Here is a 16,169-nt window from a genome sequence, read left to right as displayed (position 1 = left end):
ACCGGCGGGCTAGAGGTTTAGTGATAAGGTAGTAGTGAAGTAAGACCGAGCCCCGGAAATATCCTCAGGCAGCAGGTTTACAGGTACAGTGTAGCGCCAGGCTACTTGCCAAGATACAATTCCGAGCGAGTATGTAATGGGCACGCGCAACTCGTAGTTTAAAATTTTAAAGCGCGTACCAGTGGTATAGGTAGTGACGGTAGTAGTGCCCGAATTGCCGCCTCCATTTCCACCTCCGTTGCCATTTCCATTACCATTGTTGCCATTGCCGTTGCCATTGCCGTTGCCATTTCCGCCTCCTTTGCCGTTGTTGTTACCGTTACGCTTGAGCTGCTGCTCTAAACTGGTTACTACAAAGTGCTGCGTACCTGCCGTGGCACTCAGGCGCGGCTCTACGGACAGGTAGCCTTTCGCCGTAAGCACGTTGTCAAATCCGAAGTACCGGGAGTTATCAAGAATGACGAAGGCATCTTGGCTGGTACCAAACAGATAGGCTGCATTCAGCCGGGTATAGATATACTTCCAGTCTAGGCCTATGTAGCCATCAAGCGAGTTATTCACGCTTGATTTGACTAATGGGCTATTGGGTGCAAACAAGAAGTGCGAATAGCTTACTGAGGCATCTACTGACTTTGACAGGTCGAAGTCCCATCCGGCCGCCAAATCGGTTTCATCAATGAAAGTAGTCGTGTTAAACAGGTTGTAGCTGGTAACGGAGCCCCAGATTCCTGCTTTTGTTTTGTAAATAAGGTCGCCGGCTAAGTAGGGGTAGCGGGTAGTTTGCGTGCGACCAAAAAATGAGGAGTTGCTGCCGTAACTAAGCGATGCCGTAAAAGCCCCCCGACTCGAGGTGCTGTCCGTAGGGCTGCCCGTTGGCTCTCCGCTTCCTACATCCTGGCCTACAGCCAGCCGGCCGCTAAAAACACCAATAACGAGCACAAACCCTAGTAGGCAGCGGTTCCCCTGCGATAGTAGCATACTGTAGTAAAGGAGATATTAGTTGCCATGGCCTCGACCTGAGCCCCGGCCCATACCTCGGCCGCCTCCTTGCGCCCCACGCCCTGCTTCTGGGCCGCGCGCCCCACGAGCACCACGCATTTCGCGCGGACCGCGAGCCCCGCCAGTTTCCACACGCTGCGGTTTGCTCTTGCGCTCCGTCATGGGCACGGCTTTTACGGGTGGCTGAGACGAAGTTTGCTCCCGAGCCTGGGCTGGAGGAGAGGTTTTATCTCCCTGCTCGTTCTGTGTCATTCCCACGAACGGTAGCATATACGTACTGTCACCTACTGAAGCAGGCTCTGCATTGGCTGTGCCAAGTAGCGCTAAAAGCAGGAAGGACAAGTAATACAAAGTATGCTTCATGGAGAAAGGGACGAGAATGCAGGAAGCGTGTCGGCCCAATAATAGTTCAATGTGCAAAAATGGTGGTTATTCATACACAAAGTCGGCCACGTCTCTGAATCTCTTCAAAAACGCGGCCGACTTTTTAAGCTAGGAAAAAATTAGTGCCCGTTGCGGTGGCTGCTCACCTGCTGATGCCCACCGCCCTGATGGACGCAGTCAGCACCGCGACTGCGGCCATGGTTCCGGTTGCCGCGGGCGCTACCAATCTGACGTTCTCCATGGGCAGCAGAATGGCCATTACTAGCGAAAGTACTGATAGCCGCGCCTTTGTCAGCGCCCGTAAGGGGAGTAGAGTGAGCTAATGCCTGCACTTGCTGACCATGAGTGTCAGGGGTTGCTTTATCAGCTTCGCCTTGATCTTTGATTTTGTGTTTGCGCGCTTTTGCGGTTTCTCCAGCAGGGTGCTTTCCATTAGGGGCAGTAGGTTCTTGGGCGAGGGCGCCCAGGGCCAATAAGAGAGAGGCGGTAAAAAGCAGTGCCTTTTTCATGAGGGGAGTTCAGAAACAGTGAGATGTTACCAAACCTATATTTCCAACATGATGTGAACATGACAGGCAAGAAAAGCACTCCGGCCACAACTGGGCTATCAAGATAAAAAGCTGATTAGGATAAGTTTAGGGCAAGTGCTAGGCCAGATGGGGAGAGGGGTAAAAGCAAAAGGCCCTTCAGAAACATCTGAAGGGCCTATGCGGTCCGGACGGGACTCGAACCCGCGACCTCCGCCGTGACAGGGCGGCATTCTAACCAACTGAACTACCGAACCAGGTAACACTAACTCGAAAGCCGTGTGCTTTCCGTTATTGTGATGCAAATATAGAAGGTCGATTTTGACTGTGCAAACAAAAATCTGCCTTAGTGAGCTTTAGAGGCCGATTTCTAGACTTATTGCTCTGTTAGTAAACCGGATAGAGATAAAAAATATTTTTCAGTATATGCTAGTATTAGCAGCCGCAAAGTGAAATCAAGGCATATTCTATGTAGAAGTTAGTAACAGGAGCGTAGAAGTTAGTAACAGGAGCTTTCCTAATTACTGACCGTTTGGCCTTTGTATCTTGGTACTCTCCTAGCAAGTCAGGTTACTTGCTAGGAGAGTACCCTATCGGTCGTGAAAAGGACCCAGAGGTTTGTACAGCGGTAAGTCGTACATCGTGGTATGGGAAATGCTGACAACGTAACCACTCTACTACAGAAAGCGAGCCACCACTAGGCCAGATAGGGAGAGGGGTAAAAGCAAAAGGCCCTTCAGAAACATCTGAAGGGCCTATGCGGTCCGGACGGGACTCGAACCCGCGACCTCCGCCGTGACAGGGCGGCATTCTAACCAACTGAACTACCGAACCAGGTAACACTAACTCGAAAGCCGTGTGCTTTCCGTTATTGTGATGCAAAAGTAGAGGGCCAGTTTCGACTGTGCAACAGGTGGCCTAAAAAAGATGAAAAAAAGAAGGGACCTAATTTGTTTTAGCCTGTTTATCAGAGAGAAAAATTTTTGAAAAAATCGGGAGTAGCAGGGCGTGTGCGGAGTGCACGGCTTCACTTACCTTTGCTCTCTTCTCTCACCCCGCAACCAATACGCACTCTGCCGTGGCAATGCTCCTCGATTTTGAACAACCTATTGCCGCTCTCGAAGGCAAGCTCCGTGAAATGCAGCAACTGGCCCTCGATAGCCAGGTAGATGTTTCAGAAGCCGTAGCGGCTCTCGAAAACAAAATCAAAACCTTAAAAAAGGAAACCTACGCTAACCTGACCCGTTGGCAGCGCGTCCAACTCTCGCGCCACCCCGACCGCCCTTATACCCTCGACTACATTGAAGGGATGACTGAGAAGTTCATCGAACTCCACGGCGACCGTACCGTAGCCGATGATAAGGCCATGGTGGGCGGCTTTGCTGAATTGGATGGTCGTTCTGTGATGTTCATTGGGCAACAAAAGGGTCGTAATACCAAGCAGCGTCAACTCCGCCGCTTCGGGATGCCCAACCCCGAGGGCTACCGCAAAGCCCTGCGCCTGATGAAGCTGGCCGAAAAGTTTGGTAAGCCCATCGTAACGCTAATTGATACACCCGGGGCCTTCCCAGGCCTAGAAGCAGAGGAGCGTGGGCAAGGCGAAGCTATTGCGCGTAACCTGAAGGAAATGTTCTTGCTGAAGGTGCCCGTAATCTGCATCATTATTGGCGAAGGTGCTTCGGGAGGAGCCTTAGGCATCGGCATCGGCGACCGGGTACTTATGCTAGAAAATACGTGGTATTCGGTTATTTCCCCAGAAAACTGCTCTACTATTCTATGGCGCTCATGGGACTATAAGGAACAGGCTGCTGAGGCCATGAAGCCAACCGCTACAGATATGCTGAAGGCAGGCCTGATTGATGGCATCGTGAAAGAGCCCTTGGGCGGTGCCCATACCGATCCGGAGGCTATGCTGAAAACCTTGAAAAAGACCATCATCAAAACCCTGGATGAGTTAGAGGCGCTGCCTCACGAGGAGCGAATCAGTCAGCGCATTGATAAGTTCTCCAACATGGGTGTAGTGCTGGAGTAGGCCACTAGGCCTAGTGCTTTCCCCTGTCATCTTACTAGCACGTCGTGTTTCAGCGTTGAAGCATGACGTGCTTTTTTTATTCCTTTACAGCCTCCTTTCCACCTGTCATCCCACCCCTATGACCCTTCACACCCTCGATACCGGTTTATTCAAGCTTGATGGCGGCGCTATGTTTGGCGTGGTGCCCAAAAGCATGTGGCAGAAGCTCAACCCCGCCGACGAAAACAACATGTGCACCTGGGCAATGCGCTGCTTGCTGATTGAGGACGGTGGCCGGCTGGTGTTGGTGGATAATGGTATTGGCGACAAGCAGGACCAGAAGTTTCGGGGGCATTTCTACCTGCACGGCGATGATACGCTGGAGAAGTCGTTGCGGAAGCTAGGGTTTACTTCGTCGGATATTACGGATGTATTCCTAACACATTTGCACTTCGACCACTGCGGGGGCTCCGTGGTGCGCACGCCTGATGGCAAGTTGCAGGTGGCCTTTGAGAATGCCACCTATTGGAGCAACCAGAACCACTGGGACTGGGCCGTAACGCCTAATCCGCGTGAGAAAGCCAGCTTCCTGAAAGAAAACATATTGCCAATTCAGGAGAGTGGCCACCTACGCTTTGTGGATGCTGCCTCCGGAGTGCCTGATGCGTTGCCTATGTTTCGGGAAATCATTTTTGCCGATGGACACACTGAAAAAATGATGGTGCCCGTGCTAGAGTACAAAGGCCGGACTGTGGCCTTCATGGCTGATTTATTACCTAGTGCTGGCCACGTACCATTGCCCTACGTGATGAGCTACGACATGCGCCCTTTGGTGACTATGGACGAAAAGGAGCGGGTGCTACACCGGGCTGCCGATGAAAACTGGGTGCTAGTGCTGGAGCACGACCCCACCACGGAATGTATAACGGTGCAGCACACCGAAAAGGGGGTGCGGGTAGCCGAGTCCTCCCGCCTAGCTGACCTGTAGAAAGGAGCAGTGTATTGAGTTGATGTGGTGCATTTTGCCGACGCCAGGCAAACAGTACTGGCCTAGCCCCGTACTGGCGTTGCCGGATATCACGTTGCACATCAGCAACTGACCCCGTATCAAAACGCTATGCTAATAGTTTCCTTTTTCAGCTTCAACTTATGCTAGGCCTAGCACTTTCGGGGGGCGGGGCCCGGGGCATTGCGCACCTCGGCATCCTCGCGGCCATTGATGAGCTAGGCCTACCGGTCGGGCGGCTGGCCGGAGTATCTTCTGGGGCAATTGCGGCAACTTTCTACGCCGCCGGGGTGCCGCCCCGTGAGATTCTGCGCATGTTTCAGGCCGTAAATATTATGCGCCTGACGCGCATCGCCCTGAGTAGATACGGCCTATTCAAAATTGACGCCGTCGGGACGTTGTTTGAGCAGCACTTGGGGGTAAACTGCACGTTTGAGCAGTTGCGCCTGCCGCTCACGCTGGTATCAACGGATTTAGTGGAAGGCGTGTCTGTGCGGTTTTCCAGTGGTCCGCTGGTGCCGCCGCTGCTGGCTTCCTCGGCCGTGCCTATTCTCTACAAGCCGGTGGAATTTCAGGGACGCCAGCTGGTGGATGGGGGCTTGCTTAATAACTTACCCGTAGAAGCATTGCTGGAACACGAGCACCCTGGCCTACGCATTGTGGGCGTGCACTGCAACCCGCCCAATCCCGAAGCGCAATTCAACAACTTGCGGGGCGTGATAGAGCGTACCCTTAATTTAGCCATTGGTAGCAATACGGTGCTCAGCAAGCAACACTGCGACCTGCTGCTGGAGCCACCCGAGCTGCGCCGCTTCCGGACCATGAGCTACCGCCGGGCCGCGGAGCTATTCGAGATTGGCTACCAGTACACATTGAGCCGGGCCGCCGACTTGGAGGCGCTCCTGCGAAATGCTTAGGATGCCGCAATAGCGGGCCTTATCGCACATTTCTCTAGCTTTGACATTCAGTAGGCCTAACTAATAGGCTACCGCTTTACATCTTCATGGCTGCACGCAAAACCTCTACCTTCTGGTATCTCTTCTCCAAATTCTGGTTCTGGATTACGGGCTGGCACCTGGGCTCGCAAGTACCCCCCAACATCAAGAAAAGCATGATGATTGCGGCTCCTCACACCAGCAATTGGGACTTTATGTTTGCCCGGGCAGCCTTTTTCCTCATGGATGTGGATGTGAAGCTAACCATCAAGAAGGAGTGGACCACTATCCCGGTGCTAGGGGCGCTGGTCCGTTCGTTGGGCGGGCTTTCGGTTGACCGCAGCAAAAACAACAGCTTGGTAGATGGCATGATCCAGCTCTTCAAGGAGCGCGATGAGCTGGTAATTCTCATAACCCCCGAAGGCACCCGCTCTTATCAACCTAAATGGCGAAAGGGGTTTTACCATGCAGCCGTAGGAGCTGGCGTGCCCATTCTGCTCGGCTACCTCGACTATAAAAACAAAGAAGCGGGCGTAGGTCCGGCCTTCTGGCCTACCGGCGACTATGAGAAGGACTTGGAGGAGATCAAAGCCTTCTACCGCACTAAACAGGGCCGATTCCCTGAAAAAGGCGTACGTTAGGAAAGACCGAAGGTAGAAGCAATAAGTATGTGAGATGTGTCGCTGGAATTGGCCTTCCACAAACCAATACTTTCTCGCTTTCACGGCTCACCTTATTACACCCTGGATGCTATGGAAAAGCTGCAGACCCTTGCCTGGATTCTGATAGGCCTAGCGTTGTTTATCTGGCGCATGATACAGAAAGCTAGGGCCACCACGCAACGTGAGAAACAAGAACGGCGCTTTTCCAAGCCCGATAGCACTGGAAAACCCCGGCCAGTTACGCCGTTGCCGGCCACTTCGTTTGAAGCGCTGTTGAAGCAAATGCAGGCGCAAAACCAAGCGGAAAAGGCTACTGCCCGCAACCCTGAGCCAACAACGCAGGCTGGTAGGCCACTGCCCCGCGAAGTGGCGCCAACCCCGTACAGTCAGGAAAAGACGGATATGCCGGCCCGCAGTCTAGAGAAAGCAGTGGTGTACCGCAGTCTGGAGGCACCCGCGCACGAAGCCCGTCGTGCCTCCACCTTGCCTCGTGCTGCGGCACGTCCTGCTGACCCAACCGACTACTGGCAGCGCCAAGCGGCTCTTGGTTCAGAAAACCGGCGTCAGGAGCAGGGACACAAGTTGAACGATCTCCTGCGCAACCCAGCTGACTTGCGCAATGCTTTTATTCTGAGCGAAATTTTAAAGCCGAAGTTCTAGCCATTAATTTGATTGGCTGCTAGGCAAGCTGTTTTGGACGCGTGGTGCTTAAGAACTAAAAAAGGTCCGGCCACTTAGTGGTCGGACCTTTTTGCTCAGAAATATTCCTCTCAACACCGAAGTAGTTAGTCCTGAGTAAGGGCGTAGGCCACTAGGTTGGCACCCATTTTTAGCGCCGCTTCGTGCGTAGCGGGCGTGTCTTCGGGGTACGTGCCCAAGTCTTCCCAGCCGTTACCCAGGTCACACTCATAGGTGTAAAAACACACAAGGCGGCCCTTGTAAAGCAGGCCAAAACCCTGGGGGCGCTTGCCGTCGTGCTCGTGCACTTTCGGTAGGCCTCTCGGAAAAGCAAACTTCTGGTGGTATACCGGGTGCGAGAAGGGCAGCTCCACAAACTCCAGTTCCGGAAAGACCTTCTTCATTTCGGGGCGGATAAACTTATCCAGCCCGTAGTTATCGTCGATGTGCAGGAAGCCACCGCCAATCAGGTAGCGGCGTAGGTTGCGGGCTTCTGCCTCCGTAAACAACACGTTGCCATGACCGGTCATGTGCACGAAAGGATAAGTAAGTAGCTCCGGCGAATCAAGCTCTACGGTGGCTTCCTCGGGGGCAATATTCGTTTTCAGGGCTTGATTGCAGAACTTAATCAAGTTCGGTAGTGAGGTTTTGTTGGCGTACCAGTCGCCACCTCCGCCGTAATGCAGCTTCGCAATATGAAAGCTTGGGGCAGCCGGCGCAGCGGCCAGCAGCGGTAACGTTAGCAGGAGCAGGAAGGAGAGAAAGCGAAGCATAGGAGCAGTAGAGGGCAGCACTGAGGAAAAGAGATAGGCGCTAGCCACGGGATAAGATGTAACGACAAGGCGAAATAAGAAATTCGTTGGCTTGCCTGGAATTAAGAGTACTTTTCAACGTACTTATCCCTACTTCAATATATGGACGATAGGCTTATTCTACTACAAAAGTACTATCTGCGTGAACAACGCACCTTGTCGAAACAGCTGCGGGAAGCAATGCAGGAACAGGATTATCGGCTTGCCGCTCGCATTCAGAAAGGACAATACCTGGTGGCCGAACAACTGCGAAGCCTACGGACGCTGCAGAACAAGCACGCTGACGAGCTGGACCAGCTAGAACGCTCGATTCGTTACCTTAAGAATAAGAGGACCACTACCCCAACGCAGACCGAGTATCATTCGGAGACCCTAATGCACTACGAACAGCGGTGGCAGAAGCTCCAGGCGGCTTCGGCTGCTCCGGCTCCTGAAACCTCAGTTCTCGGAGAAACGATGAACATGGTGCTAACTGGACAAATTGCGGGGTTTAGGTTAATCCTAAGTACGTCAGTCCGGTTAGGCCTGTCCGTTCGGCGCGTACGACGAACGGCTATTGTCACTCTCCCAGAACTTGTTCGCCACCGCGAGGCAATGACTATCCGCAAGGGGCACTTACGGCAGCTATGTAATATGGGCTTCGGCTACTACGATCAACAGGATAAGCTGATGGCGTTTGAGCCCCTGGCCACCGCCGAGGATGTCGAGCGTATCATGCAATTATTGATGCGTATTACCAGCGTTGTTTTCAGCTTTCGGGAGTTAGGCGGAGAGGCCGAAATCCGTTACTTCTTGTCCTGAGCTGGTAGTACGGCAGTAGCTAATTCCCACGCTACATGCACCGTATGTACGGCCGCGAGTGCTGCCGTTTCGGTGCGAAGGCGGGATGAGCCTAGCGTTACGGGGCGGATGCCTTGGGCAAAGGCGGCCTCAATTTCCTGCGGGGTAAAGTCGCCCTCGGGGCCAATGAGAATGCAGCAGGTACTACCGGTGGCCGCTACTTGAGAAAGGGGGGTCCGGTCGCCCTCTTCCAGATGCGCAATAAAGGCCGCCTCCCCAGCTATGGTCGGGAGGAACTTAGCAAAGTCGGTTAGCTCGCTGAATTCTGGTAGCCAGGCTTGCCCCGATTGCTTGAGAGCACTCACGGCAATTTTCTCGAGGCGCTCCAGCTTCAGCTCCCGCCGCTCTGAGCGCGCGCTACGCAAAAAAGAAAACCGCTCAACGCCTATTTCCGTGGCCTTCTCCACTAGCCATTCCATGCGGTCGAGGTTTTTGGTGGGCGCTACGGCTAGGTGCACGGTGTAGGGTCGGCGGGGTACTTGGTGTTCTTGCACCACACGCAGTCGGCAGCGCTTGGCATCGGCCGTTTCCACGGTGGCCTCATACACCCCACCGCGACCGTCTACCAATTCTACTGCATCCCCAGCCGTTAGGCGCAATACGCGCACGGCGTGCTTGCTTTCGTCTTCGGGGAGCGTGTAAACGGGCGTAGTAAGATCGGGGGCGTAAAACGTATGGGGCATAAGGCAAAGCTACGCTGAATTGGGGAGTGAGCTTATTAAGATGAGGTTGGAAGCTACGTGAGAGAGTAGCAGTTTGAGAGTAGATAATGCAGCATACTCTTGGATAATACATGTAAAATCTTGCCTTTTGCCAGTCCGTTGTGGAGTTCTGTCGTACTACACTCCGGGTAGTGGCCTAGCTGTACAAACTGTTTTGGGTTGCTAGGCCACTACCTGTATCTGATTTATCTCATTAACTACCTGACTCCAACGACTATGAAAGTCAAACTAAAAAGACTCAAGAACCAAACCATTGTCATTACAGGAGCCTCATCCGGTATAGGCCTAGTCACGGCCCGGATGGCTGCTAAGAAAGGGGCAAAGCTGGTGCTGGCCTCACGCAGCGAAAATGCCCTGCGGCAGCTAACCGAGGAAATTACGCAAAGTGGTGGAGAAGCCGTGTACGTGGTGGCCGATGTAAGCAACCAGGATGATGTGCAGGCCATTGCTCGTAAGGCCCAGCAACAGTTTGGCGGTTTTGATACCTGGATCAACAATGCCGGGGTGTCTATCTACGGCAAGATCGAGGACATCCCCATCGAAGATATGCGCAAGCTCTTCGATACAAACTTATGGGGCCTGATTTATGGGTCGCTGGAAGCAGCCAAGCATCTTAAGTCAAAGGGTGGGGCCATCATTAACCTTGGCAGTATCCTGTCAGACGTAACGGCCATCCTACAAACCATTTACTCAGCCAGCAAGCACGCCGTGAAAGGATTTACCGACGGCCTGCGGATGGAGTTGGAAATGGACGGTGCGCCCATTTCAGTAACGCTCATTCAGCCCGCTGCTATTGACACGCCGTATCCGTTGCACGCGAAGAACTACATGGAGCGTGAGGCCAAGCACGCGCCACCCGCTTATGCGCCCGAAACCGTAGCGCGTGGTATTCTGCACTGCTGCGAAACGCCGGAGCGCTCCGTGGTAATTGGTGGTGGCGGCCGCGCCTTTATCGGTATGGAAAACTGGACGCCGGCCCTGCTCGATAAGTTTATGGAAAAATCCTTCTCTAAACAGGAGAAAGCCGATTATGCTCCCGGCCCTCTGAGCGACAATGGCCTCGACCATGCCATTGGCAACCTTGAAGAGCGTGGCAATTACCCGGGCCATACCCGCGAAACCAGTTTCTATACGCAGGCCGTAACTACAGGCAGCCCTGCACTACGCACTGCCCTATTGGCCGGCGCTGGAGTTGCCTTGGCTGCTTGGCTCACCAACAAAAGCTCTAAGTCTGGTAATGGACACGTACGGCAGGAGTAATAAGCGAATATGGTAGTAGTCAGCGTCCTTTAACTACTGACCTGCCAGTCTATCCATGACTGCCATAACTTACAAAGCCCCGGCCTGATGCACAGGCCGGGGCTTTGTATATAATTAAAACTATATGTAACAGGTTAAGCTTCCTCGTACTCTCGCAAATACGCCAGCAGGTGGCCTAGCGTTATTTCCCGGCGCGCTACTCTCTCCAACAGGCTACGCTCATACGGCACTAGCGTCCGATTGATGTCTTGGGTGAACTCTAGGGCTGCCGTTGCCATTTGTTGGTCGCCCTGCTCCGTATTTATCAGGGTAGGATACTGACTGATCCACATGAGAAGTAAGAGTTTCATACCCAAATCTCGGAGACTAAAATGGGCATTGCAAGCTTAACAGGTTGGTTTGCAAAAAGATCAACGGAATGTTCTATTGCTTTATCCGTAGTTTCCCTTACTCGAAAAGGATAGGTCATGCAAGGCAGTAGTAATACGGATAAAGCCCCCTTGACACCAATAGGACTAAGAGTTAATTCGCTATAGGTTTAGTAATAAGCTGAGCGTAATAAGAAGTCTTGACAACAAAAAAGCTCGGGCACATTGCCCGAGCTTTTTTGTTGCTACCTGATCGTGGTGCGCCTCAGCGCACGCATACCTTATTTAAAAGTTTCATTAAGCACCCCAGCCAAACGCACTCCGGCCTCTACAATGCGCTGGCGCATGAGCTCAGCGTGCTGCGGATAGTACATGTAGTTGAGGTCGGAGCCCGTAGGAGTTTCTTTGTACAGGCGCTCACAGGCTTGGTATGACTCCCACAGCCATTGCTCTGGGGCCGATTTCTGCAGAGCCTTAATTTCTTTCTTGTGCAGATGCTGGTCGTACTGCGTGGCCATTTCCGTGTAGGTGAGGCCTTGATAATCGATTAGGCCACTGTCCCAGAGGCTGTGCAGGTTGGTTTCCTTGCCACGGTATTGCACTTTAATATCATTGCCGCCCTTGTCTTCGGCGTGGCCGGCGTGCAGAGGCTGGTGTACGTCGCCCACGATGTGCACTACGAATTTGAGCGCCGCTACCTTCTCCGCCTGCGACTTAGAAGGGTCTTTCAGCTCTTTCAATTTGGCTTCCAGGATATTATAGGCATTGGGCGAGGTCTGACCCTTGAGCTGCTGCACGTACTGGTCGTGGGCGAGGCCAGAGGGCGTGTTCACGTAGTGCCAGGGGCCGGTTTCCTTAAACTCGGGGTAGAAGCGGATTTCGTCGGGCCAAGTGCTCACCATGGTGAGGGTTTCGGTGCCCAGCAAGCGCTGCACCTGCTGGCAAGCCTTACGAGAGAGATGTTGTTCGGCAATTTTGCCCACGGCCCGGTGGCCATCTACGCCCCAGGCCCACAGGGTTAGCGGCGAAAGAAGCAACAGGAACAGCGGAAGAAGACGCTTACGCATATAAAGAAGAAGAGGAGTGAAGGCCGCAAAAGTAGCGGGTTAGAAAGTATCAGAAGCTGGGAAGTTGACGTCACGCCGGCTGAGCAGTGGCCTAGCAGAAGGATCGGCGTTTGCTTTGGCTGAGTTGAGCAAGCAACAAACTACTGTTCAGCCGCTGGGCCGGAACCACGCAAAGAGGTGAAGCAGATGTAAAAGTTGCTTCAGCAACTCAAATTGTTTTCGGCTCTTGAGCGCAGGACAGGCCTAGCGAAGACAATGGCATGGTTTTTTGATTCCTAAGGTCCAATACGGCCGATATTACAGGCTAGCGAAACTTTTGTAGCTTTACCAACCCACCATGTGGTTGCAGCCGCTGGTTTTCTCATCCCCAATCACTCTTATTTCCCTTTCATGCAAACTACCACTGCTGTACAGGAGCAGCCTACCATGCGGCAAAGCCACCCGCCCGGACTCTACCTGTTATTTTTTACCGAGATGTGGGAGCGGTTCAGCTACTACGGTATGCGGGGCTTGCTGGTGCTTTACTTAACAAAAACAGCCCTTGAGGGTGGCCTAGGCATTCCTGAAGCCAGCGCCACGCTTATTTATGGCTACTTCACTGGCTTCGTTTACTTTACCCCCATTATTGGCGGCTGGATAGCTGATAAATACATCGGTCAGCGCCGGGCTATCTTGATTGGAGGTCTTACCATGGCGCTTGGGCAGTTTTTTCTGTTTATGCAGCCTTCGCTTTCCACCCAAGGTGCAGTATTTGGCATGCCTTGGCCTACCCTGGTCGGGCTGTTGTTGCTCATCTTAGGTAATGGTTTCTTCAAGCCTAATATCTCCACGATCGTAGGTAAGCTGTACCAGCAAGGTGACCCCTTGCGCGATGCTGCCTTCACGATATTCTACATGGGTATCAACACCGGCGCATTTATTGCCCCACTGGTGTGTGGTTTCTTGGCTGAAAACCTGTTTGCTACCAAAGACGCTAGCGGTGCTATCCTCAGCTACGGGTTCCGTTATGGCTTCATGGCTGCTGGTATCGGAATGCTCATTGGGCAGTTAGCTTTCAATCTGTTGGGAAGAAAATACCTAGGAGACGTAGGCCTATACCCCGAAGGACAAACCGCCGATTCAACTAAAAAGGCCGTAAAAGAGCCCCTTACCAAGGAAGAGACAGACCGCATGGCCGTTATCTTCATCATTACGCTCTTCGTGGTGTTTTTCTGGGCTGGGTTTGAGCAGGCTGGCTCTTCGCTCACGCTGTATACCGATAAGTTTATTGATCGGAGCGTAGGTGGATTCCTTATTCCTACTTCCTGGTTCCAGTCCGTAAACGCAGGTTTCATTGTGCTTCTCGGAGCACCCGTTGCAGCCCTGTGGGTAAGCCTGGGTCGTAAAGGAAAGGACCTGAGCATACCCGTGAAAATGGGTCTGGGTATGATTCTGCTGGGCGTAGGCTTCCTATTTATGGTGGGAGCAGTGATGCAGCGCGGCGGTGATGTGGCCGATCAAACCATCAAGGCCAGCATCTGGTGGCTGATTGCAACGTACTTTTTCCACACCGTAGGTGAGCTGTGTCTGTCTCCGGTAGGCCTCTCTATGGTTTCGCGTCTGTCTCCGCCAGCCTTAACTTCTATGCTTATGGGAGTATGGTTCTTAGCTCCCTTCGTGGCTCAAATTGCCGGTGGCTACATTGCCAAATACGTAGAAGAGCTTGGTGCCCTAACAGTATTTGGCTTGATTGCCGGGTTCGTCATTTTTGCGGGTCTTATTCTGGTCTTATTGGCCAAGAAGTTGTTCCACATGATGCACGGCCGCGGGTAGGTCATAAACAAATAGTAAAAAGCGCCCAGTTGAGCTACTCAGCTGGGCGCTTTTTGTATGGCTCGAATAGGCTGCAGGGCAACCAGTAATAGGGAGCGGCATTCGCACATTTCTACCGCCACCTATTGCCAATAAATTATCCCCCGTGATTATACCGAATCCGGACTACTTGCATGCGCGAGGTGTAATTCACTATTCTAAAGCCAAGTGCATTCCTCAATCTGAATTCATAGGTAGTTACCAATAGGTATGTAATAGGGGGGTAGGGCGTAGCATGGCCGGACAATACTTGTTGACACATAAGAACGTCTCAATAGGCCTAGAACAAAAAAGCCCCGCTGGACTAATCCAGCGGGGCTTTTTTGTTCTAGGCCTGTGAGGCGCCAGACGGCTGATCTTACATCATGCCGCCCATGCCACCGCCCATGCCGCCCATACCAGCACCGGCACCAGCGCCACCTTTGTCGTCTTCGGGCTCATCCGAAATCACGCACTCGGTAGTCAGGAGCAGACCAGCAATAGAAGCAGCATTCTCCAGCGCCAGACGCGTTACTTTGGTTGGGTCGAGGATACCAGCGGCCATCAGGTTTTCGTAGCGGTCTTCGCGGGCGTTGTAACCGTAGTCGGCTTTGCCTTCGCGAACCTTCTGCACTACTACCGAGCCTTCGCCACCGGCGTTAGCCACGATGGTACGCAGGGGAGCCTCGATAGCAGTACGGATGATGTTCACACCCGTGCGCTCGTCGCCGTTAAGTGTGTCAACGGCTTCCAGAGCGTCTAGAGCACGCACCAAGGCTACACCACCGCCGGGTACCACACCTTCCTCAACGGCGGCGCGGGTAGCGTGCAGGGCATCGTCAACGCGGTCTTTCTTCTCTTTCATTTCTACTTCGGTTGAAGCACCGATGTAGAGGATTGCCACACCACCCGACAGCTTGGCGAGACGCTCTTGCAGCTTCTCCTTGTCGTAGTCAGAGGTAGTGGTTTCGATCTGGGCTTTGATCTGGTTAACGCGGGCGGTGATACCGTCCTTGTCACCTTTACCATTCACAATGGTCGTGTTGTCCTTGTCAATGATAACTTTCTCAGCCTGACCGAGATACTCGATAGTAGCGCTGTCGAGCTTGTAGCCGCGCTCTTCCGAGATAACAGTGCCGCCGGTGAGGGAAGCAATGTCTTCCAGCATAGCCTTGCGACGGTCGCCGAAGCCAGGAGCTTTAACGGCAGCAATCTTCAGTGAGCCACGCAGTTTATTTACTACCAGGGTAGCAAGAGCTTCGCCGTCAACGTCTTCCGAAATGATAACCAGGGGCTTGCCAGTCTGAACTACCTGCTCCAGTACGGGCAGCAGCTCCTTCATGGTGCTCACTTTTTTGTCGTAGATCAGGATGAAGGGGTTGTCAAACTCCGCCTCCATTTTCTCCGGATTCGTCACGAAGTAGGGAGAGAGGTAGCCACGGTCGAACTGCATGCCTTCTACCGTTTTTACTTCGGTTTCGGTGCCGCGAGCTTCTTCTACAGTGATAACGCCTTCCTTACCTACTTTATCCATGGCATCAGCAATCATTTTGCCGATTTCCATGTCGTTGTTGGCCGAAATAGCACCTACCTGGGCAATTTCCGAAGAGTTTTCAATCTTCTTCGACTGTGCCTTCAGGTTAGCAACAACGGCTTGTACCGCCTTGTCGATGCCACGCTTCAGGTCCATGGGGTTAGCACCGGCAGCTACGTTCTTCGAGCCAGCCGTGTAGATGGCCTGGGCTAGAACAGTAGCCGTGGTGGTGCCGTCACCAGCTTGGTCAGCCGTCTTAGAAGCAACTTCCTTCACAAGCTGAGCGCCCATGTTTTCGATTGGGTCAGCCAGCTCAATTTCTTTGGCTACCGTCACACCGTCTTTGGTGATAGAAGGAGCGCCAAATTTCTTGTCGATAACCACGTTGCGGCCTTTAGGGCCCAAGGTTACCTTCACAGCGTTAGCCAGTTTATCTACACCGCGCTTCAGTTTGTCGCGGCCGTCGGTATCGAATTGGATGTTTTTAGCCATCTTAATTTCGGATGAATTTGATCAGAGAGGGGTGGAAGTAGC

General features: G+C 53.0%; 16 protein-coding genes and 2 tRNA genes. 8 read left to right on the top strand and 10 right to left on the bottom strand.

What is annotated here, in order from left to right; genetic code table 11:
- Positions 1-9 precede the first annotated feature (9 nt).
- The 5 genes from EU556_RS14195 to EU556_RS14175 form a co-directional block, all read right to left on the bottom strand.
- Positions 10-978, bottom strand: a complete 969-nt coding sequence (locus tag EU556_RS14195; protein ID WP_135434814.1) for a hypothetical protein — start codon at positions 976-978, stop codon at positions 10-12.
- Positions 979-996: 18 nt separating this feature from the next.
- Positions 997-1,251 carry a hypothetical protein gene (locus tag EU556_RS14190; RefSeq protein WP_135434813.1) on the bottom strand — a complete coding sequence of 85 codons (255 nt, stop codon included), beginning with the start codon at positions 1,249-1,251 and terminating at the stop codon, positions 997-999.
- Positions 1,252-1,502: 251 nt separating this feature from the next.
- Positions 1,503-1,892, bottom strand: a complete 390-nt coding sequence (locus tag EU556_RS14185) for a hypothetical protein (RefSeq protein WP_135434812.1) — start codon at positions 1,890-1,892, stop codon at positions 1,503-1,505.
- Between the two features lie 201 nt (positions 1,893-2,093).
- Positions 2,094-2,167: transfer RNA gene (locus EU556_RS14180), tRNA-Asp, on the bottom strand.
- 503 nt (positions 2,168-2,670) lie between these two features.
- Positions 2,671-2,744 (bottom strand) — tRNA-Asp (locus EU556_RS14175).
- 250 nt (positions 2,745-2,994) lie between these two features.
- On the opposite strand from EU556_RS14175, the gene EU556_RS14170 reads away from it, so the two are divergent.
- From EU556_RS14170 to EU556_RS14150, 5 genes are all read left to right on the top strand, one after another.
- On the top strand, positions 2,995-3,942 hold the full coding sequence (locus tag EU556_RS14170) for an acetyl-CoA carboxylase carboxyltransferase subunit alpha (protein ID WP_135434811.1): 948 nt from the start codon (positions 2,995-2,997) through the stop codon (positions 3,940-3,942).
- Between the two features lie 118 nt (positions 3,943-4,060).
- Positions 4,061-4,909 carry an MBL fold metallo-hydrolase gene (locus tag EU556_RS14165; protein ID WP_135434810.1) on the top strand — a complete coding sequence of 283 codons (849 nt, stop codon included), beginning with the start codon at positions 4,061-4,063 and terminating at the stop codon, positions 4,907-4,909.
- A gap of 161 nt (positions 4,910-5,070) precedes the next feature.
- The gene (locus tag EU556_RS14160) at positions 5,071-5,844 is read left to right on the top strand and encodes a patatin-like phospholipase family protein (protein WP_135434809.1); all 774 of its coding nucleotides are present in this window, start codon (positions 5,071-5,073) and stop codon (positions 5,842-5,844) included.
- 86 nt (positions 5,845-5,930) lie between these two features.
- The gene (locus tag EU556_RS14155; protein WP_135434808.1) at positions 5,931-6,503 is read left to right on the top strand and encodes a 1-acyl-sn-glycerol-3-phosphate acyltransferase; all 573 of its coding nucleotides are present in this window, start codon (positions 5,931-5,933) and stop codon (positions 6,501-6,503) included.
- A 111-nt stretch (positions 6,504-6,614) separates the two neighbouring features.
- Positions 6,615-7,184, top strand: a complete 570-nt coding sequence (locus EU556_RS14150; protein ID WP_135434807.1) for a hypothetical protein — start codon at positions 6,615-6,617, stop codon at positions 7,182-7,184.
- 125 nt (positions 7,185-7,309) lie between these two features.
- Here EU556_RS14150 and EU556_RS14145 read toward each other — a convergent pair whose 3' ends face one another.
- Positions 7,310-7,975, bottom strand: a complete 666-nt coding sequence (locus EU556_RS14145; protein WP_135434806.1) for a DUF4159 domain-containing protein — start codon at positions 7,973-7,975, stop codon at positions 7,310-7,312.
- A gap of 141 nt (positions 7,976-8,116) precedes the next feature.
- Here EU556_RS14145 and EU556_RS14140 point away from each other — a divergent pair, with 141 nt between their 5' ends.
- The gene (locus tag EU556_RS14140) at positions 8,117-8,815 is read left to right on the top strand and encodes a hypothetical protein (RefSeq protein ID WP_135434805.1); all 699 of its coding nucleotides are present in this window, start codon (positions 8,117-8,119) and stop codon (positions 8,813-8,815) included.
- Here the strand turns inward: EU556_RS14140 and EU556_RS14135 are convergent.
- The gene (locus tag EU556_RS14135) at positions 8,800-9,537 is read right to left on the bottom strand and encodes a 16S rRNA (uracil(1498)-N(3))-methyltransferase (RefSeq protein ID WP_135434804.1); all 738 of its coding nucleotides are present in this window, start codon (positions 9,535-9,537) and stop codon (positions 8,800-8,802) included. The two genes, EU556_RS14140 and EU556_RS14135, sit on opposite strands and share 16 nt — an antisense overlap.
- A 255-nt stretch (positions 9,538-9,792) precedes the next feature.
- On the opposite strand from EU556_RS14135, the gene EU556_RS14130 reads away from it, so the two are divergent.
- Entirely contained in the window at positions 9,793-10,836 is a 1,044-nt protein-coding gene (locus EU556_RS14130; protein ID WP_135434803.1) for an SDR family oxidoreductase, read from the top strand.
- 134 nt (positions 10,837-10,970) lie between these two features.
- On the opposite strand, the gene EU556_RS14125 is transcribed toward EU556_RS14130, so the two are convergent.
- Together EU556_RS14125 and EU556_RS14120 are read right to left on the bottom strand one after the other, a co-directional pair.
- The gene (locus EU556_RS14125) at positions 10,971-11,186 is read right to left on the bottom strand and encodes a hypothetical protein (protein WP_135434802.1); all 216 of its coding nucleotides are present in this window, start codon (positions 11,184-11,186) and stop codon (positions 10,971-10,973) included.
- Between the two features lie 299 nt (positions 11,187-11,485).
- Positions 11,486-12,271 (bottom strand): S1/P1 nuclease, encoded by a 786-nt coding sequence (locus tag EU556_RS14120; protein WP_135434801.1) that lies wholly within the window; start codon positions 12,269-12,271, stop codon positions 11,486-11,488.
- A gap of 390 nt (positions 12,272-12,661) precedes the next feature.
- Here EU556_RS14120 and EU556_RS14115 point away from each other — a divergent pair, with 390 nt between their 5' ends.
- Positions 12,662-14,083: a peptide MFS transporter gene (locus EU556_RS14115; protein ID WP_135434800.1), complete on the top strand. Its 1,422-nt coding sequence runs from the start codon at positions 12,662-12,664 to the stop codon at positions 14,081-14,083.
- 397 nt (positions 14,084-14,480) lie between these two features.
- Here EU556_RS14115 and groL read toward each other — a convergent pair whose 3' ends face one another.
- Positions 14,481-16,127: a chaperonin GroEL gene (gene groL / locus EU556_RS14110; RefSeq protein WP_135434799.1), complete on the bottom strand. Its 1,647-nt coding sequence runs from the start codon at positions 16,125-16,127 to the stop codon at positions 14,481-14,483.
- Positions 16,128-16,169 lie beyond the last annotated feature (42 nt).

This window comes from Hymenobacter fodinae (assembly GCF_004745825.1).
Taxonomy (GTDB): Bacteria; Bacteroidota; Bacteroidia; order Cytophagales; family Hymenobacteraceae; genus Hymenobacter; species Hymenobacter fodinae.
Note: the sequence above shows the minus strand (reverse complement) of the source record. Positions and strands in the feature narration are given on the sequence as shown.

Excerpts from the sequence above, each read along its gene's own strand:
- EU556_RS14115 (WP_135434800.1), top strand. The coding sequence starts at position 12,662 with ATGCAAACTACCACTGCTGTACAGGAGCAGCCTACCATGCGGCAAAGC.
- EU556_RS14160 (WP_135434809.1), top strand. The coding sequence starts at position 5,071 with ATGCTAGGCCTAGCACTTTCGGGGGGCGGGGCCCGGGGCATTGCGCAC.
- EU556_RS14165 (WP_135434810.1), top strand. The coding sequence starts at position 4,061 with ATGACCCTTCACACCCTCGATACCGGTTTATTCAAGCTTGATGGCGGC.
- EU556_RS14135 (WP_135434804.1), bottom strand. The coding sequence starts at position 9,537 with ATGCCCCATACGTTTTACGCCCCCGATCTTACTACGCCCGTTTACACG.
- EU556_RS14150 (WP_135434807.1), top strand. The coding sequence starts at position 6,615 with ATGGAAAAGCTGCAGACCCTTGCCTGGATTCTGATAGGCCTAGCGTTG.
- EU556_RS14170 (WP_135434811.1), top strand. The coding sequence starts at position 2,995 with ATGCTCCTCGATTTTGAACAACCTATTGCCGCTCTCGAAGGCAAGCTC.
- EU556_RS14185 (WP_135434812.1), bottom strand. The coding sequence starts at position 1,892 with ATGAAAAAGGCACTGCTTTTTACCGCCTCTCTCTTATTGGCCCTGGGC.
- EU556_RS14195 (WP_135434814.1), bottom strand. The coding sequence starts at position 978 with ATGCTACTATCGCAGGGGAACCGCTGCCTACTAGGGTTTGTGCTCGTT.
- EU556_RS14130 (WP_135434803.1), top strand. The coding sequence starts at position 9,793 with ATGAAAGTCAAACTAAAAAGACTCAAGAACCAAACCATTGTCATTACA.
- EU556_RS14190 (WP_135434813.1), bottom strand. The coding sequence starts at position 1,251 with ATGACACAGAACGAGCAGGGAGATAAAACCTCTCCTCCAGCCCAGGCT.
- EU556_RS14125 (WP_135434802.1), bottom strand. The coding sequence starts at position 11,186 with ATGAAACTCTTACTTCTCATGTGGATCAGTCAGTATCCTACCCTGATA.
- EU556_RS14145 (WP_135434806.1), bottom strand. The coding sequence starts at position 7,975 with ATGCTTCGCTTTCTCTCCTTCCTGCTCCTGCTAACGTTACCGCTGCTG.
- groL (WP_135434799.1), bottom strand. The coding sequence starts at position 16,127 with ATGGCTAAAAACATCCAATTCGATACCGACGGCCGCGACAAACTGAAG.
- EU556_RS14120 (WP_135434801.1), bottom strand. The coding sequence starts at position 12,271 with ATGCGTAAGCGTCTTCTTCCGCTGTTCCTGTTGCTTCTTTCGCCGCTA.
- EU556_RS14155 (WP_135434808.1), top strand. The coding sequence starts at position 5,931 with ATGGCTGCACGCAAAACCTCTACCTTCTGGTATCTCTTCTCCAAATTC.
- EU556_RS14140 (WP_135434805.1), top strand. The coding sequence starts at position 8,117 with ATGGACGATAGGCTTATTCTACTACAAAAGTACTATCTGCGTGAACAA.